The following is a 22,769-nucleotide window of genomic DNA, read 5'->3' on the forward strand; positions in this document are numbered from 1 at the left end:
TCACCTCACTAGCTAATAAGGTTAAGCAGTCTCATTTTGCACTGCTCATAGCTGAAAAGTTCAATTTGCGATTGGGCGTAGGAAACGGCTTCCTCGTAAAAATTGACGTCGGACACCAGTTTTTTAACAAGTGCGACCGCCCCCTCAATGTCGTAATAGGGTACGCATAGTCGGGGAAACAGGATTTTTTGTGTATATAAGGAGGGGGGCGCAACGCACGGCATCCTGACCGCGGCGCAATCAATGGGGAACCTGCCCCAGGAATACCGGTTATCCAGGTGCAGGCCCAAAAGGGAATAATTGGCCTGGGTAATGTAGTGATCCCAGCCCAGGTTGTTGTACCTGAATCTAATCTGTTGAATCGGTAAGTGTTTTCTTATAGATTGAATATATTCCGTTTCAACTGGATCACGTATGTCCACCACACCTGTCATACCAACTTCAGACAGCACCGCCAGGTTTACCAATCCGTCACGGTTACGCACCATACTTGATTGAATAATGCTGCCCAGTTCTATTTCTTCCCTTTTCTGTACAGGCGGACACATTCGGCGGACTCTTTTAAGCGGGAAGGGTAGGCCGACAAGACTCACAGGCCTGAAGGTCAGCGCCTGGAAGAAAGGAAGACTTTCTTCGTGTAGTACCGCCACCGCATCGGCCATATTTAGAAACGCCACCATTTTTGCCTGCAAGTCACGGGTGATATGAGTGGTAAAGTGCTCAACTTCAGCATCGAGGAGAACCACTACTTTAGTTTTAGACTTCTGCTTGACTTTGAGGCCTACTTCTATCGTTTCTTGCCGGAGAGCCACCATAACCAGGTCAAACTCGTTAAAGTATTCATAGTCAAGGCCGTAATCCCCCCGGTCGAAAAGCAGACCGTTATATACCGTTCCACCCATGATGGCGGCCCAAATATTAGTGTGGTTTTGCTCATCGGTATATAATTTGCCATGGTCCGGGTGATGAGGCTCCATACTTAGCAGACAAAACTTCACCGCGCTTCACCCCCGGGAAATTGCTCACAGTACCATTCAATCGTGTCTTTTAGCGCCTGCTCCAGCGGGTATTGCGGCTGCCAACCGAGTATCTTTTTCGCTTTTTCCGTACTGAGGTACTGGTGACGAATTTCCTTGGACGCTGTATTTTTAATGACCGGATGTAAATGCGAACAACCCATCAGACTTAGAATCTTATTAACCAGTTCAATAACGGTTATCTGGAGCTCATTGCTGAAATTAAAGGCTTCCCCATGTATCGGGATTTCGTCCATTTTTTGGGCCAGGAAAAGATACGCCTCCGCTCCATCCTTAACATAAAAATAGTCCCTGATATATGTGCCGTCACTGCGAATAACGGGACTTTCACCCTGCAAGGCCGACCGGATTGTACCGGGTACCAGGCGGTTGAAGTTCAGGTCCCCAGGGCCATAAAAGTTGCCGCAACGGGTAACGCACACCGGTTGGTCGTAAGTGTAACTGTACATTTGTGCAATTAAATCGGCACAGCTTTTCGAAACGTCATATGGGTGCCTGCCTTGCAACGGGGCTTCTTCTTTATACGGAAGGTGTTTATGTTCGCCATAAGCCTTATCACTGGAGGCTAGAATAATACGCTCCACACCTTGATTCCGGCGGCATGCCTCCAACAGGTTCCAGGTGCCCCTGATGTTTGTATCAAAAGTGGACAGGGGGTTTTTTGTGGCAGTACTGACTATGGTCTGAGCAGCAAGGTGAAAGACGGTGTCTATTTCATATTCACTAATTGCTCTTTCCAATAGCATATAATTCTCCACATTGCCGTTAACTACAATTATTCTTTGTTTTAACTGTTCGGTGAAAAGCCTTGATTTTGGTACATAGTCCCTTACCAGACCTATTACATTGGCCCCCTTATCTAATAAAAGCTCACATAAGTGGGTGCCCAGGAGTCCCGTGCATCCGGTGACAAAGACATTTTTATCTCTCCAGTAACTCATCTCACTGCCCCTTCTTTTTAAGGAACCGGAAAACACAACATATTTTTTTATGCCACACCTGGCGGATCATCCGAAAAGCCATAATCGACAACTTTTATCTTAAGGAGGCTGGCTGCCCGGTTTCCGCTACCGTTAGTAGCCACTATTGATATGTCTTGAATCCCCTCATCCTCTGCAGCCGGAATTCCGGTAATACGAGCGACGACATCGGAAGCGGGAAGTTCAGTTACTACACAAATTGCAGCCCAAAGCGGTAAATCTACAGCTTCAATCCCGGTAATCAGGCCATCGGGATCGGAGGCTACTATATCAATACTGAATGGTATGCCAATGAAGGCGTTCTGAATTTGATCCGGAACTACACATACAGTTGAACCACCGGTATTTTCAATTAATCCTTTATATACCATACATTACCACCTGAAATTATCATATTTTCATACCTTTATATACTATTTAGAAACACTATTATTGCTACCTGTATCTTCTATTAAATAAACATTTTTACTTTTTCTGATATTGCAAGAACTAGTATAAAGGAGATTTCCTTCAAAAATAATACAGCGAATATCTCGCCGTACCACCGCTCATAATATAGATATTTCCAGCAGTTTAAGTTCCAATGATCACCAAGTCTCTGAAATGCACAACATTAGTGGCTGTTGGAGGACATCTTCGTTATCCTTCGGTTATTTTTTGGGTTGTTGTTAATCCTCTTAATTAAGCCAGATGAAGGGAAATCCAGGCGCCGCAAGGGCTACTCTAATACCGAAAATAGTCAAAATAAGAAAGAAAGGGCCAAATAACGGAAGGATAGGAATGCCAAACACTAACATTTAAGGAACCCCCCTAAAGTATTTTTTTAAAGCTGTTTACATTAGCAAACGATTGCAACGGGAATTTATACATTTCTTCCTTGAAGCTCTATTGTCAAGCTATCTTTTAGAACAATCGTTTGATGGAATTAGTAAATAATCCGGTTAACTACCCTCCTTCAATTTGCTGATAATCCATAGTATAGATTTTAAACATCATTTGTTACTATAGTTGGGATAATTTTCTATAATTTTTAAACAGATTCTCTGCTCACCTGCTCTTAAAAGCCAGTGGACAACAGGTAACATTCAAAGCAATATTTGTCTAAGAGACTTTTATAAAGGAGGATGGTTCTAGTGGCGGAATTTTATTTATGACATAACTTATATAAGATGGAATTTTATGATAGATAATAGGAGGTAATATAATTGCCTTGGACTTGCCAACTGGTTGATATACAGAAATCTGGAGAAAAACTTAAGCCAGGTGACATGTGGTTTGCCCCGTGGATGATTGAGCATAATGATTTATCACATGAATATAAACGGGATTGGAAAGGAAAGCGTCCTCCTCTATTTATCAAACTGCCCAACAACCGTATCTGGGGTATTGATTTTAAATCTTCCGACAAGTATCAAAGTTGGACAGTTACAGGTGTTCCGCCGAAAATTACAGTTTATCCTTCTGTCAATAGTCCCGGTCCCAACGGTTATCATGGCTTTCTAGTATGCGGATTTCTTAGTGATGACATGGATGGGCGCTTGTATCATGGTTCGGGAAAAATAGTATTGAAAAGCATAGAAACATTGAAAACCTTCCTTGAAAAATCAAAGATGGTTTTTGTAATTTAGGATGGTGTCAAATTATGACTATGGGAATATGATAAATCAATAACCATAAAAAGGTAATTTTTAGTAATTCCATGCTTGTTCATTTTGAAGATTATACCGGAGAGAACCGAACAACTTTTTTCATAACTCAGTATAGGGAGCAAAAAAGATGGATGAAAAGCTACAAGCAAACCTTATTCAACGCGTAGCGCTGGGTGATATTCTTCGCCGTGCCGCATTACGCCTGCCGGATAAGGAAGCAATGATAGAACACCGTGGCGGTAACCGGATCAGCCTAACCTATAGAGAGATGAATTCAAAAGCAAACCAATTTGCCAGGGCGCTGCAAAAACTTGGTTTGAGGAAGGGTGACAGGGTAGCTACAATTTGCCTTAATTCCCATGAATATGTCTTGTGCATTTACGGCCTGGCCAAGGGCGGCTTTGTCTTTGTACCTGTAAATCCCGGTTTAAATCCTCTGGATATACTTTATATACTTGAGAATAGCGGGGCTAACGCGCTAATCATAGACGATGTCTTTTTGCCGGCCCTTAGTCAATATATCGATAGACTTCATGGCATTACACATATCATTACTTTACCTGTCACTGGCAAAAATAACGAAATACCATTCATAGATTTCAATTGGTTGCTAAGTGGTCAAACAGATGATGAAATCCTTGATGTAATAATAGAAGACAGGGATACACTCCAGATTATGTATACAAGCGGCACCACCGCAAAACCTAAAGGGGTTGTGGCATCCCATCTCGCTGTTTACCTCTCCTCACTTTACAATTGCGTCGACCTCAATATCCGGTCTGACACAGTTTTGTTGGCATTGTTGCCAATGTGTCATTGCGCCCAGCACACGGCTGTCAACAGCATTATACATGTGGCAGCCGCTATGGTAATTATGCGATCCTTCACGCCAGACGCTTTCCTTGAAACGGCAAGCAGGGAAAAGATAAACTGGACTATGGCCCTGCCCATGGTTTACCGGACAATTTTAGAACATCCTGATCTGGATAAATACGACTTGTCCAGCCTGAAGACATGTTTATATGTGATGGCCCCTATTGACCGGAATACTTTTGAAAAGGCTCAAAAGAAATTCGGAAACGGATTTATGCTTGCTACTGGACAAACCGAAGCGTACCCCGCGACCAACTTTTTCCTGCCGCAGTGGCAAAGCTCAAAAGAAGGTAATTACTGGGGTATTTCCACTCATGGTTATGAAACAGCGATTATGGATGATAACGGCGATTTGCAGCCGCAAAAAGTCGTGGGGGAAATTGTGTGGCGTGGTCCGGCTGTAATGAAAGAATACTACCGGGATGAGCATGCGACCCAAAAAAGTCGTCGTTACGGCTGGCATCATTCAGGTGATCTTGGTTACTTTGACGAAGATGGTTTACTTGTCTTTGTAGACCGTAAAAAGGATATGATAAAAACAGGCGGTGAGAACGTTCCTTCGATAAAAGTTGAAGAAGTGATCATGTGCCACCCCAAGGTTGAAGCGGCGGCGGTTGTGGGTTTGACTCATAGAAGATGGATCGAGGCTGTTACCGCGTTTGTAGTATTACGAAAAGGTGCAGATCTTTCTGAAGAAGAGATTATCACCTGGTGCAAGAAAAAATTGGGTATTTTTGAAATCCCCAAAAAAGTTGTTTTTGTAGATGATTTACCACGCACAACCACAGGAAAAGTGCAAAAAAATATACTCCGCTCTTCTTATAAAGACATATATTAAATTTAATAAACAAAAAAGGATTGTGTATAATTTTCCGTTAATGGTATCATACAGCAATCTTAAGTCATAAACTGTAAATAATATTAAAATAGAAACGGAGTGAAGTTTAATGTTTTTTTTAAACCCGGCGTTCAAATTTCCATGGTTTGAACAGCCTCAAAATGAAACTAAACAAGGATTGGGTTTTTTAGAAAACTTTAGAGACAGGCTGGCGACAATCGGGGTTTATCAGGGTGAAGTTGTAAATGTGGATTACTCCGACTCAAAAGGAGTTGTTAAAAGAGTCGTAGGCGGGCCGCTGACTTTAATTGGTGGAAACTTTATCGAGCTTTCTGCGCCGTCCCCTTTTGGTATATTAACACTTATTCCTAATATGCCTGGCTTCCCTTCAATGGAACTGGTCAGAACTGTTATAATTCCCATCTCCAGTATACTCGATGTGAGAGTTGTGTAATAAATCTACAATCAAAGCTGCACAAAGTATTCCATGGTGTTGAACCAGCTTGCTCCCTCTACTCCGTGCCTGGTGAACACTTGGCTCGCTTGGTTCACTGTAGTCGATATGTAACAGGGAAGCTAGTTTTAACACCATGGACTTTGCAGTATATAGATTACAGTGTTGGTCTTATATGCATGAATGAGTTTGTTGAAGCGTATATAAAGCTTATATTGGCTGTTTTGAATACCTGCTAAAAAATGAACATATTTGCAGGACTAATGCAACCAGTGGGTTTTTCATATACCTTTCAAGACGCTTATAGCCCTCTTGTGCAGCCGCCAATTCCTGCTGAGCAAATAGATATGATCTTTTAAATTCTTCTTCTGTTTGCAGGGATTTTTTCAAATCATTGCTCAGGATACTGATTTCATCCATCAGTTTTCTTTCTTTGACTGCCGACGAGACCCTTTCTCTCTCAATTTTTTGTTTCAGCTCTACTATTTCTGTCTGCAGTTCGGCAACTTTGGTGCTGTGCAGTTCTTTTAATTCAGAAATCTTAATTTTATTCTCCCTGTCTCTGTCTTTATGGTTTTGTATTTTGGTAAACAGACCTTCCAGATTACCTTGGTTCTTTGCGAGTATTTCCTTAAGCCGGCCTGCTTCGGCCTGGTATTCCTTGCATCTTTTTACCCAAAGACGGCACTGGTATAAAATGCTGTTGGCTTTTGCTTCTAGTTTGGCCAGGTGTTCCCTGTATCGCAGAATCTCTCTTTTGCGGAGTGACAGCAGCAGGTCTTTTTCGGCCATCTGGGTCAATAAATATTCGTGCTGCCCGGCAAGTTCCATTTTTTCTGCAAGTGCAGCAGCAGCCTCTCTTTGTCCGCTGGCAGCTTCCTGAAAATTCTTCTGCATTGTTTCAAACATATTTCTCCATCTTGTCCGGTCATAATGCCAGCGTGATTTTTGCCTGCCCACAATGATCAAGAATTTTTTCAATAGGTCCTCATACATTACACGTGCAGTGGGGTTATAACTCCAAACCCCATCTCCCGCTATCTCAAAGTAAGGCAGTTTTTTCAACACACCTTCAATTGTTTTAAGGTCTGTCGAGCGCCAGGAGTTGATTAACTGGTGCAGTTGCTGTATGGACAAGCCCCCGGGGTGAATTTTCATGGCCTTAATCAAGAGGTTTTTCAAAGAATAGTGGCTTGTTTCAACTTCCCATTCAGTTAACCCCCAAAACCCGTTGTCCAATTGTATAAACCTGCCGTCTGAAATAAGGCATGCTTCCTCTGAAAGTATCTTTTTTGCTTTCTTTTTCTTTGAATTGGCGTTTTTCAATATTTCACGCAGGTTAAGTGCCTGTCCTTTTTTAAGCAGCAGTGAATAAAACTGATCGTTTTCTTTATTCCCCTCCAGGTCCAAACGCCAATTCTCTTTTTCCTTGTAAAAGCATGGGTTTTGATTAAGGCAAAGGTTGACTCTTTCCTCAACCTGCGGCAGGGAATAATCCTTCAGCATTCTTCTCTGAACATGAGGAGCAAGTTCTGCCACTGATAAAGCCTCAAAGAAAAAGAGAGTTTTCTTTAAAACGTCAGTTAAGGAATTTAGTTTCCCACCCATTTAACTTTTTCACCTTCCTTAAGATAAGTCCTTATATTTAATTCATTTACAATGCTAAAATTCCTTTTATTTCCATGTCATTAAATGGATATTTTTTCTTCCATTTTTCCACAATTATTTTTAAAAAATATTTACTGATTGGAGAAGGTATATTTTTCTTGCTTAACCTTATCCTTATACCATATAATAAACTTAAGTGGTTGATATTTAGAATCAAATGGTTGTTATTGATGTTTAAATGGTTAGGCATGGCCCACTTTCAAACACAAATTTAAACCGCGAACGGTCATCATGAAGGCCTGAACGGTCTGAGCATTTTAAGTGATTTAATCAAATCATTTTAGAGGGTGTTCTGATGAGCAGTGCCTGCTGTGAAATTGATATTATTGAAACCAATCGTGAAAATATTGTCGTGGAAGGCCCGGTACCGGCTGAAGACTTGCAAAAGCTGAGTATGAACGAGCAATTAAAGAATTTTCGTTCCCCTGCTGAACAGAAAAAAGCTTTAATTGAAATAGCCGGACTCCCGGAAGGTATGATTTATATTGCCAGGCATTATCGTGAAATAATCGGTTATGTGACTTTTCACTACCCCGAGGGTTACAGCAGGTGGAGCAGACACCCCAATGTTATAGAATTGGGCGCCATAGAAATCAGCCCGCGCTGGCGCAAGCGCGGTATAGCGGAACGGCTGCTCAGAGAAGCATTCAGCAACAGTGTCATGGAGGATTTTATTGTAATTACTATTGAGTTCTGCTGGCACTGGGATTTGGAGAGAAGCGGGCTGAGTTTGTTCAATTACCAAAAGATGCTGCAAAAGCTTTTTGGGGCTACTGACCTTAAAAGGCGGGCAACTGATGACCCTGATGTAACAGAGAACCCGGCCAATGTGTTTATGGCAAGGATAGGGAAAAACGTTGGAGCTGACGATATTAAAACCTTTGAAAGTATGCTTTTTGAAGAAGTAGGGATTCATTAAAAAACCTGCCGCACGCAATGTGCGGCAGGTTTTTTAGTATCTATTTTATTTTCTTTAGTATTATTTAAAACTGTAGTTTGGAGCTTCTTTTGTGACTGTCACATCGTGCGGGTGGCTTTCCTTAAGCCCGGCAGCAGTACAGCGCATAAAGCTTGTTTTAGTTTTTAGTTCAAAGATATTGCGCGTACCCGCATAACCCATGCCGGCTCTTAATCCACCAATTAACTGGTAAACAGTCTCTGAAAGAGAACCTTTAAACGGTATGCGCCCTTCCACTCCCTCCGGCACCAGCTTGCTGTCGCTCTCAGCTTCGTCCTGGAAGTAACGGTCCTTACTCCCTTCCTTCATGGCAGCCAGGGAACCCATACCGCGGTATACCTTGTAGCTGCGGCCCTGGTAAATCTCTATATCCCCGGGGCTTTCTTCCGTACCAGCCAGCAGGCCTCCCAACATAACCACATCGGCTCCCGCGGCGATAGCCTTGGTAATATCGCCCGAATACTTGATGCCTCCGTCCGCTATTGTCGGCACCCCGTATTTACTGGCTTCTTCAGCACAATCGTATATAGCTGTGATCTGGGGTACACCAATACCCGCTATAACCCTGGTAGTACAGATAGAGCCGGGTCCTATACCAACTTTAACCGCGTCAGCGCCCGCCTTGATCAGAGCTTTTGTACCGGCGGCTGTGGCCACATTGCCTGCAATGACGGCAACCTCGCTGTATTTGTCCTTAATCGCCGACACCAGATCCAGTACTCCTCTGGAATGCCCGTGCGCAGAGTCCACTACAATAACATCAACATTAGAGTTAACCAGAGCTTCCACTCTGACCATACTGTCTCTGGCGACGCTTACCGCTGCGGCGGATAAAAGACGCCCGCCCTTATCCCTGGCTGAGTTTGGATATTGACGCGTTTTTTCAATATCCTTTATGGTGATCAGCCCCCGCAGCATGAAATTATCATCGACTATAGGCAATTTTTCTATCTTATAATGCTTGAGGATCTCCTTGGCCTGGTCCAGGTTAGTGCCAACCGGGGCTGTAACCAGGTTCTCTTTAGTCATCACATCACCGATTCTCTTGGTAAAATCCTGCTCAAAGCGCAGGTCACGGTTGGTAAGAATACCTACCAGTTTTCCCTCTACCGTAACAGGAACGCCGGAAATCCGGTATCTCTCCATAAGGACCAGCGCCTCGTGCACGAGGTTATCAGGCGAAAGAAAGATAGGATTTGAGATAACGCCATGCTCAGAGCGCTTGACACGGTCAACTTCGAGTGCCTGCCGCTCTATAGTCATATTTTTATGAATGACTCCTATCCCGCCCTCACGTGCCATGGCAATAGCCATTCTTGACTCCGTAACAGTATCCATTCCCGCGCTCATCAGGGGAATATTTAATTTAATATCTTTAGTAAGGCTGGTGGAAGTTTCCACTTCTCTGGGCAGGACTTCCGCAGCCGCTGGTATAACCATGACATCATCAAAAGTAAGACCAACACGCCCAAATTTTTCCGGCCACACTGGCTTTCCCTCCCCAAAATTAAATTTCTCAAGATTATATTTGTTAATTATAGCACATGTTTTAAGAGGATGTACAAGTAATTTTAGTTCTTTTGACTATAGCTTATTTTTATAAAAAAAGAGGGCGTATTGCCCTCTTAGTCCTGACCCATTACGGAGTCAATTCCGTGTGTGTAAAAGTGATCCCTCAAATGATAAACTAATTTTTCCGGCACTTCAAACTCCTGCGCCATTTCAGAATCAGTCTTGTTTTTCTCAATGCCCTCAATCAGCCGGTCTACATTCACCCCTACTTCATCAGCCATTTCCTTCAGACTTGGCTCCGAACTCCAGGGAACCCTGCTCACGTTAAGAAAATCATACTGCTCCATAATATACCCCCCTGTTTTTGTATTTTACCCGCGGGGGGACAATTAATACCACGCCCGGATTGAAATGACAGGCGCCTAATCTTGATTTTCGCTTTTATCAATTTTATCGATAATCCTGACGTCCCGGCGCGGATAAGGCAGCCCAATCCCCGCCTTTTCAAAACTTTCTTTAATAGACGAGTTCAACTGATCCTTAACTCTAAGGCTGTCTTTATAATTTTCTATCCAGAAATTCACAGCCAGGTTTAAATGAGATTCGGCAAACCCGGTAAAAAAAACACCGGGGGCAGGGTCATCCAAAACTATCTGATTGGCGTGTAAAATTTCCAGGATTATCCTCTTTGCTTCAGCCAAATCGGTGTCGCCGGTGACACCAATGTTCAGGTTGAGGCTAACATGCGGTGAGGGAAAAACGTGATTGATAATCCTGCTGTTGGCCAGATCTTTATTGGGAACAACAATTAAGTTGTTGTCCAGGGTAAGGATCCGGGTAGTCCTGGTCCCAATCTGCAAAACATCGCCGATATGGCCTTTATCAAGCTCGATCCGGTCGCCAGGCCGGAAAGGCCGGTCCAACATCAGCATTAACCCGGCAAACATGTTGCTCAGTGTTTCTTGAGCCGCCAGGGCAATAGCCAGTGAGGCCACACCTGCTGTCGCTATCAGGCCCGTGATATTTTTCCCGAAGTATTCCAGGATATAGGTAAGCGCCAGAAAATAAATCAGAAGGCGTGAAAGCTGTCTCAATAACGGCATAAACTGTTCCAGGGAACCCTGTGTCCTGTCGGAATACTCATTTGAATACCAATCAGCCGCAGCTTGAACAGCCAGATCAATCCAGTGCGCCAGCACCACGATCAGAATTGTGTAAAGAAGTTTATCGAGGGTATTGGTCAGAGCCGGGCCCGGCCAGCCTGGGTCGGTACTGAGAAACCAGATCGTAGATCTTAAAGAAGCCAGGAAAATGAAAATAACAACATGGCGGTGCGAAGCAGTCACCAGTTTGTTATACAGTCCAAGCGAGGAACGCCCGGCCAGCTTGCCCACAAAAACGTCCCACAGTTTTCCGGCCAGCCAGGCAACAACGAAACAGGCAATAATTCCGGCTAAGGTTTTGCCGGCAAGCAACACAATATTTAAATTAAAACAGCCACTAAGTGAGATTGTTAACATCTTTTGTCTTCCTCTTATGAACTAATTTTGTCACAATCGCCGCCTACCGGCCGGCAGTGCCCGGCAGGCAGTCCGGCGCGCCTGAGAGGTGGGAACAGTCGTTGAAGAGCATAAGTATCCCGTTTTCCCAATCAGGGAAATCTATTATATTAAGGCAGGCGTTATCCAGACGCAGGCGCCAGTGCTTATTTAGATCCATACCGAGCACAGTGCCCACTAAACTGCGGATGACCCCGCCGTGCGTTACTATTACTATATTATCACCACTGTGACGCTCGACAATTTTTTTAACAGCCGCGACAGCCCTGTTGGCCATCTCATGCAGGGTCTCTCCGCCAGGTATTCTGACAAACAAAGGTTTTTCCCAAAACCGCTTGCTCTCCTCTGGAAAGGCTTTATTTATTTCTTTAACGCTCAGGCCTTCCCATAAACCAAAATTTAATTCTCTTAAGTCAGGCAGAGTGTTAATTTCCATACCGTGCAGAGAGGAAATAATCTGCGCTGTTTCATGCGCCCTTTTCAGGTCACTGGCAAAAAAACCTGCAAACTTTTGGCCGGCCAGGCGCCCGGCAAGTAACTTGGCCTGCAGTCGGCCTTTATCGGATAAAGGGATATCTGTGTGACCCTGGTACCGCATTGTTGTATTCCACTCAGTTTCGCCGTGCCTGACCAGGTAGATCCGGCAGCCCATTATTTCCCTCCCTCTAGTATCTCCCTAAATGCAGTTAAAAGCAGTTCATTTTCAGGTCTGGTTTTGACCGCCAGTCTTATGTACCGTCCTGCCAGACCTGTAAAGCCATGACAATCCCTGACCATGATCCTGCGCCTGCCCAGCAGGTCAGTAATCTCCCCAGAGGTCAAACCGCTCCCGGAGATGTCAACCAGGATAAAATTTGCCGCCCCCGCTATTGGTCTCAGGCCAGGCATGCTTTGCAGCATATTAAAAAGATATTGTTTCTCCCGCCTGACCAAGCGGTTAGTTTCAAGCATATGTTCCTGGTCCCGCAGCCCTTCGATACCAGCAACCTGGGCCAAGACGTTAACATTCCAGGGATCTTTTGCAGAATTCATCTGTTTGATTAGATCAGCGGGCGCGGCTATTGAGCCGAGCCGCAGGCCGGGAATGCCGAAAAACTTGGTCAAGGAGTAAAGCACAACCAGATTCTTGATGCGCCCTACTTGAGGCATCATGGTATAAGACGACCGGTGGGGCACAAAATCCATAAATGCCTCGTCCACCATGACCATGACTCCATGTGACAAAGAACGGTCCAGAATGAGCTCGATGGTTTCTCTTTCTGCAAGTTTTCCGGTTGGGTTATTGGGGCTGCAAAGAAAAATCAGGTCTACCTTGGGTATGAGTTTTAATATCTCAGCTACTGGCAGGCTGAAATCATTTTTCTCATCCATGGCAACCTCAATGACTTCTCCCCCCTGGCTGAGCACTGACAGGCTGTACTCACAAAATGTGGGGACAGGGATCAGCGCTCTTTTGCACCCGGCAACGCGAACAAAAAGGTAAATCAATTCCGCCGCGCCGTTGCCCATTAATAGGTGTTCCTTTTCAATGCCCAGATATTCCGCCAGCGCTGCTTTTAATTCGAGACAATCTGGATCCGGGTAAGCGCTGATCATACCCAGTTTATTTTTAATAGCCTGGTCAATCTTCCTTGACGGTCCCAACGGGTTAATATTGGCGCTGAAATCAACTAGATCTTTTTCTGCTATGCCGTATTTCAGTGATGCGCGGGTAACATTTCCACCGTGAATGTGTTCCAGCTGCGGCAAAATTCAAAACTCCTATCTTAAAGTAATTTTTGTATTTCCAGCCAGGGATAAACAGTGAAAAGCAGGATTACTTCAAGCAGCTCGTTAATAAACCCGTAAATATCGCCGGTAAGTCCTCCCAGCTCTTTGGTGATCCGGCATCCAGCCAGGTAAGTGACAACCCCTCCCAGGGCTGTCAGCCAGATACCGTACAGACCCAGTGCAAATCCCGCTACAGCGGCGGTGATGACTGTGGCCATGAGTAATTGTTTCATGCCGCTGTGCAGTTTATAAATCCTCCCCAAGCCTTCCCGGCGCACATAGGGGAAAGCAATAACCGCGCAGCACATACACCAACGGCTTACAGCAGGTACCACAAGCAGGACCTTCCATAAAAATTGATGAGGCATTCCTAAAAAAAGGCTGTATTTAAGAAGCAGCAAACATACCACACCAATTACGCCAAAAGCACCGACCCTGCTGTCACGCATGATCTCAAGCTTTCTTTCTCTGGGACGCCCGCTGAATAAGCCGTCAATGCTGTCCATAAAACCGTCAAGGTGGATTCCCCCGGTCAGGACAACCATCCCCACTACGAGAAGTGACGCTTCTACCGGTGCCGGTACCAACCAGCCTGCCGCCCAAACCAGAGCAGCCAGGATCAGGCCCAGGATTAAGCCGGCTGCCGGGAAGAACGCTGTGGCGCGGCCGCAGTATACCTCATTGAATTTGACAGCAGGCAGGGGCAGCCTAGTTAAATGTATCAGAGCGAACATAAAGCTATTCAATAATAAATATTCATTCCTTTCAAATAAGGAGACTGGTAAAGTAGATTACTAAAGCAGAAATTATAGTTCCGGCTGTTACCGCCAATCCTGAAGCAAGGTACATTAACTTTACAGTGTGCACTATGTGAGCAGGCTCCAGGGAAAACCTGTCTTCTCCCATATACGGCCTGAAAGATGCCCGCCCGCCATAATAGTTCAAACCTCCCAGGCGTATTCCCAGCGCCCCGGCGACAGCGGATTCGGGTATACCGCTGTTGGGGCTCGGGTGGGCCGGCGCGTCCCTTAGAATCGCCGCCAGAGCCCTTTGGGGATTCATCCTGAGCAAAAAAGCAGCTGTTACCAGCAAGATGCCGGTAATACGGGCCGGTATGTAGTTTGCCAGATCGTCCAGGCGGGCCGAAGCCATGCCAAAATTAATATATCTTTCATTCTTATATCCCAGCATAGAGTCAAGCGTGTTGACTGCGCGATAGGCCATAGCCAGAGGGGCGCCTCCAATAAAAGCATAAAATACCGGCGACACAATCCCGTCGACAATATTCTCCGCAACAGTTTCCACTGTGGCTCTGGTAACACTCCCCATGTCCATTTCCCCGGTGTCCCTGCCCACGATCATCCCTACTTTAGCGCGGGCGGCGGGCAGGTCCCCCGCCTTGAGCAGAGCAAATATCTCACCTGCCGCACCGGCCAGTCCCTTTGCCGCTATGGTAGTTGATATTAACCAGACCGATAAAAATGAACCTGCCCAGAAGTTTAACTTAAAACACCAACTGACCAGCAAAAACGTTGTCAGCCAGCTGCCGCCGGCAATTAGAGCGGCAGTTAAAACACCTGCCGCTTGGAGCGAGAATGGACTTTTGGCAAAGCGCCGCGTCAGGCATTCCAATTTTTCAATAGTCTTGCCAATAAGTACTACCGGATGAGGCAGCCATCTCGGGTCCCCGACCGCCAAATCGATCAGGTAAGCGGCAAGAACATAGATACTGTAATTTCCCGGCATGTCCTTCTTCCTATTGTTGAGAATGTTCCGGCAGCCCCAACAGATGGTATATTTTATCCATATCCAGGCTGCCCCGCACTACCGCCGCCAGTTTGTCGAAGTCCCTGTTGCGCTGTTCCACAGCTGTCATTGAGCTGTTGATCGACAGGGGCTCCAATCCCTTTTTCCGGCGCAGGTTATTAATCAGACATCTCCTAAACTGATCTTCATCAAAAATACCATGAATATATGTGCCAAAAACCAGTCCGTCCCCGCTGACCGCCCCGTCGGGTGCGGAAACTTCCCTGCCGGAACTCTTATTAACTCTAAAAGCAGGGTTGGTACCTGCAGCCAGCTCAGTCCTGCCCATATGAATCTCATACCCCGTTATCCGGCAGCCTCGCGCTCCATTGAGCAAATGTCCTTCACCCACTACTTCAGCCTCTACTTGAGAGGTAATCTTTTCAGAATAAAAAGTGGTGGATATGTCCAGCAGGCCAAGGCCTTCGATGCGGGGAATTTCGGACTCGGTATGGTCAGGGTCATTTAATTCCCTGCCCAGCATTTGAAAACCGCCGCAAATGCCAATAACGGGTGTCCCTTCCCGTTTCAGCCGCAGGATTCCGTCTGCCAGTCCGGAACGTTTTAAAAAGTAAAGGTCTTCAATGGTGTTTTTGCTGCCCGGTATGATCACCAGGTCAGGTTTGCCCAGCCTGTTCCCCCTGCCAATGTAGTTGAGCCTTACATCGGGCTCGTCCTCCAGCGGGTCAAAATCGGTGAAGTTTGAAATATGAGGCAGGTGCACCACTGCTACCTCCACATGGCCACTTTCCGTGACCTGTTCCGCAACCTGCCTGTCTTCAGAAATAGTGTCCTCTTCTTGGACTCTAAACCCTTGAAAATAAGGCACAACCCCCAGCACCGGCTTGCCGGTTTTTTGCTCAAGGAAATCTACCGCGGGCTGGAATAAACTCAGGTCTCCCCGGAATTTATTGATAATTATTCCCTTAACCCGGTCGCGGTCCTCCGGGGATATTAATTCCAGTGTCCCTACCACCGACGCCAGTGCGCCGCCTTTATCAATATCGGCAGCCAGTAAAACAGGCGCGTCCGCCATCCTGGCTATCCGCATGTTGACAATTTCGTTCTTCTGCAGGTTGACTTCTGCCGGACTGCCGGCGCCTTCAATCACAATTATGTCGTATGCTTTCCGCAGGCGGCTTAGAGCCCCTTCAATAATCTTTAACGCTTTAGGACCGTAGTCAAGGTGATAATGCTGAGCTGATAAATTACCGATGGGCTTCCCTAGAACGACAACCTGTGAAGAAGCATTTCCGGTAGGTTTCAGGAGAATAGGGTTCATATCAACAGAAGGGTCGACACAGGCCGCTTCAGCCTGGACTACCTGGGCGCGGCCCATTTCCCCCCCGTCCTTGGTAACAAACGAATTTAAAGCCATATTCTGTGATTTGAAAGGGGCAACCCGGTAGCCGTCCTGCACAAAAATACGGCAGAGTGCCGCTACCAGGACGCTCTTACCCACGTGAGACGCGGTGCCCTGAACCATAATCACTTTAGCTTTCATGCCCTTTCCCCCGCTTCTTTATAAAACATTTGAACAGGATTTACATGATTAAACAGGATTAACAGGATTGATGATTAAATAATAAAATGTTCCTTTAACTCAGAAATACTCTTAGGTTAACTAATGAGAGTTTTGAGCAATTATTCTTTTAAATCCTGTAAATCTTTTAAATCCTGTAAATCCTGTCAATTTGTTTTGTTTCATTGTTTTATCTTTCACGTATTTCTGTCCGGCTTAATTTCCATAGGCAGGCCGGCCACGACAAAATAAACCTGGTCAGCTTTGGCGGCCAGCGCCTGGTTGGCTTTACCGGCCAGATCCCGAAAAAGCCTGCCCAGCGGGTATTCCGGGACAAGGCCCAGTCCCACTTCATTTGAAACCAGGATCAAATTAGCGCCGTTATCAACTGAGTCAGCTAACTGGTAAACCTTTTCCATGATATAGTCCTGCTGTTCACTGTCTAACATGAGGTTAGTCAGCCAGACCGTAACACAGTCGAGTAAAAAAACTTCACCTTCACAACCTTTTCTGACTACCCCGGCGACATCCTTTTCTTCCTCTACTGTAACCCAGTGCTCTGGCCGCCTGGTGCGGTGCAGCCTGACTCTTTCGGCCATTTCACTGTCGTTTACAGCGGCGGTGGCAATGTAGGTAACCCGGCCGCCCAGTTTCCCCGCAATTTTTTCGGCAAATTCGCTCTTACCGCTGCGTGAGCCGCCTAAAACCAGTATGAGCTTACCTTTCATATCTCATTATCACTTTCCTACCACCTGTAATATAAAAAGCATCCCCGCACCAATAGGCCGCGGGGTAAAATTTCCTGGCAGTATAACCGCCGTCCCCTTTGCCGCGAAGGACATTCGGCCGGTACCCACAGGCAGGTATTCTGGCTCCCGGTTACTGCCTGCCGCAAAAACAAGCACATCAGCCGGTTACAGTGGCGGGACCGCTCAGGTTTTTCACCTGATTCCCCTGTTTACCCAAGTTTTTGGGTGACTGTGGAACTTTATAATACTAATTCTCCAGCTGTTAGTATAATCCTTTTTTAATCGTTCTTACTTTTTATTTCTGTTTACTTCCGTAAGTTCTTTTAGTCTTTTGACCAGTTCTTCGATTAAGTGCGGCAGCGGCTCATTTTTAATGCCAACGATATTGATTTTGGACCTATTCAAAGGCAGGAGTACTTTAACAGCGGGACTTGAAGAGATTGCGTCAGCCATTTTGGGTGTCAGTTCACCTAACATGGCATTAGGAAACAATATGCTGACCGGACCAACGATATAATCAACCCGCCAGGCATTGTAAATAACAGCATTTTCACCGGTCGCTCCCTCATTGGCGCCGGCACGCAGCATAGCGGAAGTAGCCAGTGAATTAGTACCAAGAGCCAGCAGCTCAGTATTCTCAGGGAATTCCCGGCGTATTTTTTCGGTAATATGCTTTCCTATACCGCCGCCCTGGCCGTCAATAACAGCTATTTTCATTACACACCGCCCGACCCTGCGCAAATCATTTGAGTTAAACTTGTTCCATAGTGCATTATACCATATATGGCCAAAAAAAAAGACCTTTTAGGCCTCATGTCGATTTAATAATAAATATGTAAATATATAATAATATTAACAGATGCTCCCATATTGTGAATTAAATTGTGGATAAATTATTTATTTGATGAATTGCGCGGAGTATCATCCTGTAATTTTGACTCCAGCTCAACGATCTGTCGGTTTTTATGCAACAGCCACTGAGCATAGCGATAATTGTCCTGGTGCAGCTTGCGGTTTTCTTTTTCCAGCCGGCTTAAAAAACCTGTCTTATCTTTTTCTATTTTTTCAATCAAATTCATTAGCACTCTTCGGCTAAGCCGCAGCTGCTCAACTTTTTCTTCCAACTCCTGCACCCTTGCCCTCAGGTAGTGAATATCGATCGCATCCTTCACAACCAAACCACCTCACCAGGCATCTCGCTTATAGTATATGCCGGCGGTGAGGCAAATAGACACGGGTGTCTGCCGCCCCTACAGGTTGTACTATTTAAACTTGAAGCTGCTGCGCACTCTGTTTACCGTTTCGGCCAGGACTGATTCATCCTCAACCATGGCAATTCTTACATATCCCTCTCCTTGATTGCCGAAAGCTATACCCGGTATGACGATTACACCGGCTTTTTCCAATAATTCTGTTACAAAGGCGGTGCAAGAAGAAAAGCCCGGGGGCAGAGGCGCCCAGATAAACATGGAAGCGCTTGGTTTTGGCATCTGCCAGCCAATTTCAGCGAAACCGTCCACCAGCACGTCACGCCGTCTCTGGTAAGTCTGCGCTGTTGCTGTGACACAATCCTGCGGCCCTGTGAGGGCTGCTATGCCGGCTTCCTGTACTGCGAAAAACACGCCGTAATCAATATTTGACTTGATTAATCCCAGGTTGGCAATAACTTCACTGTTGCCGACCACAAAGCCAAGCCTGCAGCCGGCCATGTTATAAGTTTTTGAAAGTGAGTAAAACTCAACTCCCACCTCTTTAGCGCCAGCCACTTCCAAAAAGCTCATTGGTTTGAAATTGTCATAGGCCAGTTCCGCGTATGCCACATCGTGGCAGATTAGAATGTCATACTTGACAGCAAACTCCACAACCCTTTCAAAAAATTCCCTGTTGGCCGAAGCAGCTGTCGGGTTGTTGGGATAGTTCAGCCACATCATTTTGGCTTTTTTAGCAATTTCTTCAGGAATTGCAGACAGGTCAGGCAAAAAGTTATTTTTCTGTAAAATAGGCAGCGGGTAAACTTCACCCTGCGCCATAAGTATGCTGAAACTGTATATTGGGTAACCTGGATCGGGTACGAGCGCCAAATCTCCCGGGTCAATATATGCCATGGCCAGGTGGGCCAGGCCGTCCTGAGAACCCATCAGAGCCAGTATCTCTTTGTCAGGGTTCAGCTCTACATTAAAACGTTTTTTGTACCAGCCGGCCACAGCCTGGTAAAGCCGGGGCATACCTCCCAGTGAGTATGAGTAATTCAGAGGGTTTTCAACAGACTTTTTCAGAGACTCTATAATATGCTGGGCCGGTGGAAGGTCCGGGCTGCCCACGCCCAGGTTGATCACCTTTACGCCCCTTGCTTCAACTTTCTTTCTCCTTTCCTCCATCTCATTGAATATACCGGATGCTAAACTGCCCATCCTGCTAGCTTTTTTCATAGTTTCACTCCCTAGTTTACAATATAAAAACAATTTGACAGGATTTACAGGATTATAAGGATTTACAGGATTCTTACAACTGAGTACACAGAAGTCAGAATTCAGAATAAAAAATCCAAAACACTATTCTGTCTACTGACTACTGAATTCTGAATTCTTTTCAAACCATTTATCCTGTCAATTTATTTTATATTTGTCTTTCTCTTCTTCAACTCATCTACTACACTATAAGAAACCGTTGCCAAACCTAATTGGGCGCCGGCTTTGTGTCCGGGGCCGTGGAAATCTGAGCCGCCTGTGGCAACCAGGTTGTGTTTTCCGGCCAACTCCCGGTAATACTGCACCTGTTCGGCGGAATGGGCGGGGTGGCTGACTTCCAGTCCAGCCAGACCCGCGTCTTTCAACTCCTCTATTAAAACCAGCGATTTGAGCAGGCCGGGGTGAGCAAGTACAGGTACCCCACCGGCACGTCTGATTATATCAACAGCCTCGGCCGGGTCAAGTTTATACCTGGGCACATAAGCCGGGCGGCCGGCGCCGATATACCTGTCAAAGGCTTCTGATATGCTTGAAACAGCCCCGGCTTTAACTAAAGCTTCCGCCAGGTGAGGCCTGCCTACTGAACCCCGTCCTGCTATTGCCATAACGTTGTCCATATTTATGGGATAATTAAACTCCCTCAGCTTATTGACCATCTTTTCCATGCGCTTAATCCTGTCTTCACGCAGCATTTTGAGTTTGGCCAGAAAACTCTCATCATCCAGTTCAATCAGCAACCCCAGAATATGTATTTCTTCGCCATGTCGCTCGGACCCAAGTTCGATCCCGGCGATAATTTCAACGCCTTTTTGCAGCCCTGCGCTACGTGCCGGCTCAATGCCTTCCAGAGTATCATGGTCGGTTATTGCCAGTGCTTCTAAACCAATAGATTGCGCCATTTCAACAATATCCGTCGGACTGAAAATACCGTCAGACGCGGTAGTGTGCACATGTAAATCAACTGGCATTGATCTCACCCTTAAATTTTTTCGACACTTTTTATATTAAACCTGCCTTATTATCTTTAAAGAATTCTTTACCTGGCCTTTTAAACAAGTAAACCTGTTTATCTAGTATAAACAGGTTTACTCCAAAATTTATATAAAAAATTTTATGTTCTACCGTGGCTCGACAATCAGTTTAATCGCGGTTCTCTCTTCACCGTCAATAATGATATCGGTAAAAGCCGGAATACAAATTAGGTCAACTCCGCTGGGCGCTACAAAACCTCTTGCAATTGCAACTGCCTTTACCGCTTGATTTAAGGCGCCAGCGCCAATTGCTTGCATCTCAGCGCAACCACGTTCCCGAAGTACACCTGCCAGGGCGCCAGCAACAGAATTTGGATTGGACTTTGCTGAAACTTTTAATACTTCCACTGTGTAAACCTCCTCTATTACTCAGTATAAACTTTAACTCCTGAACTCCCTGTAAACAAATATATTTCGCTAGTGGTTAAAAAATTCCTTTCAAATATTATCAAAATATGATCATAATTTTTAAATATTCATACAACTTTTATTCGTAATTGATGATCCGTTCTATTGATACAGCTTCACCGGTATCCTCATTTATCTCAATTACCGCCCCGTTGAATTGAAACGGCCCCGTGGCTACCTCGAAGTACTGCGGGATTTGAGTGAGAAATTTATCTATAATTATCTCCTTTTTTACTCCTATCACAGAATCTATTGGGCCGGTCATACCCAAATCGGTTATATAAGCTGTCCCGCCGGGCAGGACGCGCTCATCCGCTGTCTGCACGTGGGTATGAGTGCCTACTACCGCCGTAACCCGGCCATCAAGGTACCAGCCCATAGCTACTTTCTCAGAAGTAGCCTCAGCGTGAAAATCGACAATTACGACCTGTGCCTTTTCTTTAATCCTGGCTATTATCTCGTCAGCTTTGCGAAAGGGACAATCAATGGCCGGCAGGAAAACTCTACCGGCCAAATTAATTACCCCGACTTTTACTTTGCCCGGGGTAACATAAATACCGGAACCAGACCCAGGTACGCCTGGCGGGTAGTTGGCTGGCCTTACGATTCTGGTTTCCCGGCTTATATATTCAAAAGACTCTTTTTTATTCCAGACGTGGTTGCCCATGGTCAGCACATCAATTCCTGATGCGAATAACTCCTGGGCGACCTCTTTGGTTATCCCTTTGCCGCCAGCGGCGTTTTCACCGTTAGCAATCACCAAATCCAGTCCAAGTTCTCTTCTCAGGCCGCCTAAATTAACTTTTACCGCCCGGCGGCCGGAACGCCCCACTATATCACCGATTGCAAGCAGGCGCAATAGCTTACCTCCTGTTATTTATTGAATACCAGCACCCTGCCCTCCTCACGGAAGGCAAACAGGTACTTGTTCTCGTTCGAACTTTTCATACTCTCAAGCATATGCTCGATCATTTCTTCCTGGGCGATCAATTCTTCCTCAATAAGGCGTTCATTTTCTTCTGTAACCAGGTTTTTGCTGAGATGTTGGTGGAAAAGCTCAACTATTAAAGTTATTTCTTCCTGAGCCAGTGATCCCACGTCTCTTTGCACCTCAATCAAGGTCAGGTTGTCACACACCTGGTGGCTGATCGCTACCAGCCTTGTCTCATGACCTTCCAGGAGATTGTATGCTTCAATGCTGTCCATGATTTTTTCTTTTAAGCATTCCAGCTCATTATTTCCCAAAACCTGTGAGTATATAAACGTAAACTTTAGTAAATGCTGCCCCGGGTCAAAGTTGACCGTAGCTACTTCAGGGTAACGTACCAGAATGGAAATCAACAGGCCCACACTATCTGTAAGATCATCCCTGTTGCCTTTATAATGGACCCCCAAATGCTGTCACCTTCCTTACAAACCTGCCCGAATAAATAGTGATTCTGTTTTCAATACATTATTCCTGCTTTTTTGAATTGCGGCTGAATAAA

General features: G+C 45.5%; 24 protein-coding genes and 1 riboswitch. Of the genes, 4 read left to right on the forward strand and 20 right to left on the reverse strand.

Going from position 1 to position 22,769, the window contains the following annotated elements; genetic code table 11:
- Positions 1-8: 8 nt before the first annotated feature.
- Genes Pmgp_RS04600 through Pmgp_RS04610 form a run of 3 tightly spaced genes read right to left on the reverse strand, consistent with a single transcriptional unit; the run spans position 9 to position 2,388 of the window.
- A complete protein-coding gene (locus tag Pmgp_RS04600) occupies positions 9-998 on the reverse strand; it encodes a hypothetical protein (RefSeq protein WP_134212796.1) in 990 nt (329 codons plus the stop codon).
- Complete coding sequence (locus tag Pmgp_RS04605) at positions 995-1,978, reverse strand: GDP-mannose 4,6-dehydratase (RefSeq protein ID WP_134212797.1); 984 nt, start codon at positions 1,976-1,978, stop codon at positions 995-997. The genes Pmgp_RS04600 and Pmgp_RS04605 overlap by 4 nt, the downstream gene beginning before the upstream one ends.
- A 47-nt stretch (positions 1,979-2,025) precedes the next feature.
- The gene (locus Pmgp_RS04610) at positions 2,026-2,388 is read right to left on the reverse strand and encodes a hypothetical protein (RefSeq protein ID WP_134212798.1); all 363 of its coding nucleotides are present in this window, start codon (positions 2,386-2,388) and stop codon (positions 2,026-2,028) included.
- 834 nt (positions 2,389-3,222) lie between these two features.
- Between Pmgp_RS04610 and Pmgp_RS04615 the strand changes: the two genes are divergently transcribed.
- From Pmgp_RS04615 to Pmgp_RS04625, 3 genes are all read left to right on the forward strand, one after another.
- Positions 3,223-3,645, forward strand: coding sequence for an MBL fold metallo-hydrolase (locus Pmgp_RS04615; protein WP_134212799.1), 423 nt, complete (start codon positions 3,223-3,225; stop codon positions 3,643-3,645).
- A gap of 148 nt (positions 3,646-3,793) precedes the next feature.
- Positions 3,794-5,377 carry an AMP-binding protein gene (locus Pmgp_RS04620; RefSeq protein WP_134212800.1) on the forward strand — a complete coding sequence of 528 codons (1,584 nt, stop codon included), beginning with the start codon at positions 3,794-3,796 and terminating at the stop codon, positions 5,375-5,377.
- A gap of 109 nt (positions 5,378-5,486) precedes the next feature.
- A complete protein-coding gene (locus tag Pmgp_RS04625) occupies positions 5,487-5,831 on the forward strand; it encodes a hypothetical protein (protein ID WP_134212801.1) in 345 nt (114 codons plus the stop codon).
- 210 nt (positions 5,832-6,041) lie between these two features.
- On the opposite strand, the gene Pmgp_RS04630 is transcribed toward Pmgp_RS04625, so the two are convergent.
- Complete coding sequence (locus tag Pmgp_RS04630) at positions 6,042-7,370, reverse strand: phage-shock protein (RefSeq protein WP_345789125.1); 1,329 nt, start codon at positions 7,368-7,370, stop codon at positions 6,042-6,044.
- 424 nt (positions 7,371-7,794) lie between these two features.
- Here Pmgp_RS04630 and Pmgp_RS04635 point away from each other — a divergent pair, with 424 nt between their 5' ends.
- Positions 7,795-8,418 (forward strand): GNAT family N-acetyltransferase, encoded by a 624-nt coding sequence (locus Pmgp_RS04635; protein ID WP_134212803.1) that lies wholly within the window; start codon positions 7,795-7,797, stop codon positions 8,416-8,418.
- Between the two features lie 60 nt (positions 8,419-8,478).
- Here Pmgp_RS04635 and guaB read toward each other — a convergent pair whose 3' ends face one another.
- From guaB to Pmgp_RS04715, 16 genes are all read right to left on the reverse strand, one after another.
- Positions 8,479-9,945, reverse strand: coding sequence for an IMP dehydrogenase (gene guaB, locus Pmgp_RS04640; RefSeq protein WP_134212804.1), 1,467 nt, complete (start codon positions 9,943-9,945; stop codon positions 8,479-8,481).
- A gap of 137 nt (positions 9,946-10,082) precedes the next feature.
- Positions 10,083-10,316 (reverse strand): helix-turn-helix domain-containing protein, encoded by a 234-nt coding sequence (locus tag Pmgp_RS04645; protein WP_134212805.1) that lies wholly within the window; start codon positions 10,314-10,316, stop codon positions 10,083-10,085.
- Positions 10,317-10,391: 75 nt separating this feature from the next.
- On the reverse strand, positions 10,392-11,489 hold the full coding sequence (locus Pmgp_RS04650; protein WP_134212806.1) for a mechanosensitive ion channel family protein: 1,098 nt from the start codon (positions 11,487-11,489) through the stop codon (positions 10,392-10,394).
- A gap of 43 nt (positions 11,490-11,532) precedes the next feature.
- A complete protein-coding gene (gene cobC / locus Pmgp_RS04655; protein ID WP_134212807.1) occupies positions 11,533-12,180 on the reverse strand; it encodes an alpha-ribazole phosphatase in 648 nt (215 codons plus the stop codon).
- Entirely contained in the window at positions 12,180-13,277 is a 1,098-nt protein-coding gene (gene cobD, locus Pmgp_RS04660; protein ID WP_134212808.1) for a threonine-phosphate decarboxylase CobD, read from the reverse strand. Before cobD ends, cobC begins: the two co-directional genes overlap by 1 nt.
- Positions 13,278-13,294: 17 nt before the next feature.
- On the reverse strand, positions 13,295-14,044 hold the full coding sequence (gene cobS, locus Pmgp_RS04665) for an adenosylcobinamide-GDP ribazoletransferase (protein WP_243119729.1): 750 nt from the start codon (positions 14,042-14,044) through the stop codon (positions 13,295-13,297).
- A gap of 19 nt (positions 14,045-14,063) precedes the next feature.
- Entirely contained in the window at positions 14,064-15,044 is a 981-nt protein-coding gene (gene cbiB / locus Pmgp_RS04670) for an adenosylcobinamide-phosphate synthase CbiB (protein WP_134212810.1), read from the reverse strand.
- Positions 15,045-15,054: 10 nt separating this feature from the next.
- Complete coding sequence (locus Pmgp_RS04675; protein WP_134212811.1) at positions 15,055-16,608, reverse strand: cobyric acid synthase; 1,554 nt, start codon at positions 16,606-16,608, stop codon at positions 15,055-15,057.
- Positions 16,609-16,823: 215 nt separating this feature from the next.
- A complete protein-coding gene (gene cobU, locus Pmgp_RS04680; RefSeq protein ID WP_134212812.1) occupies positions 16,824-17,354 on the reverse strand; it encodes a bifunctional adenosylcobinamide kinase/adenosylcobinamide-phosphate guanylyltransferase in 531 nt (176 codons plus the stop codon).
- Between the two features lie 113 nt (positions 17,355-17,467).
- Positions 17,468-17,623, reverse strand: a riboswitch (cobalamin riboswitch).
- Between the two features lie 40 nt (positions 17,624-17,663).
- Positions 17,664-18,092, reverse strand: coding sequence for a DUF3842 family protein (locus Pmgp_RS04685; RefSeq protein WP_134212813.1), 429 nt, complete (start codon positions 18,090-18,092; stop codon positions 17,664-17,666).
- Positions 18,093-18,268: 176 nt separating this feature from the next.
- Positions 18,269-18,547, reverse strand: a complete 279-nt coding sequence (locus Pmgp_RS04690) for a translation initiation factor 2 (protein WP_134212814.1) — start codon at positions 18,545-18,547, stop codon at positions 18,269-18,271.
- Between the two features lie 90 nt (positions 18,548-18,637).
- Positions 18,638-19,804, reverse strand: coding sequence for an LL-diaminopimelate aminotransferase (locus Pmgp_RS04695; protein ID WP_134212815.1), 1,167 nt, complete (start codon positions 19,802-19,804; stop codon positions 18,638-18,640).
- Between the two features lie 182 nt (positions 19,805-19,986).
- Complete coding sequence (locus Pmgp_RS04700; RefSeq protein ID WP_134212816.1) at positions 19,987-20,811, reverse strand: PHP domain-containing protein; 825 nt, start codon at positions 20,809-20,811, stop codon at positions 19,987-19,989.
- A gap of 150 nt (positions 20,812-20,961) precedes the next feature.
- Positions 20,962-21,222, reverse strand: a complete 261-nt coding sequence (gene spoVS, locus Pmgp_RS04705; RefSeq protein WP_134212817.1) for a stage V sporulation protein SpoVS — start codon at positions 21,220-21,222, stop codon at positions 20,962-20,964.
- Positions 21,223-21,361: 139 nt separating this feature from the next.
- Positions 21,362-22,141, reverse strand: a complete 780-nt coding sequence (locus Pmgp_RS04710; protein WP_134212818.1) for a TIGR00282 family metallophosphoesterase — start codon at positions 22,139-22,141, stop codon at positions 21,362-21,364.
- Between the two features lie 14 nt (positions 22,142-22,155).
- Positions 22,156-22,677, reverse strand: coding sequence for a hypothetical protein (locus Pmgp_RS04715; protein WP_134212819.1), 522 nt, complete (start codon positions 22,675-22,677; stop codon positions 22,156-22,158).
- Positions 22,678-22,769 lie beyond the last annotated feature (92 nt).

Source organism: Pelotomaculum propionicicum (assembly GCF_004369225.1).
Lineage (GTDB): Bacteria > Bacillota > Desulfotomaculia > Desulfotomaculales > Pelotomaculaceae > Pelotomaculum_B > Pelotomaculum_B propionicicum.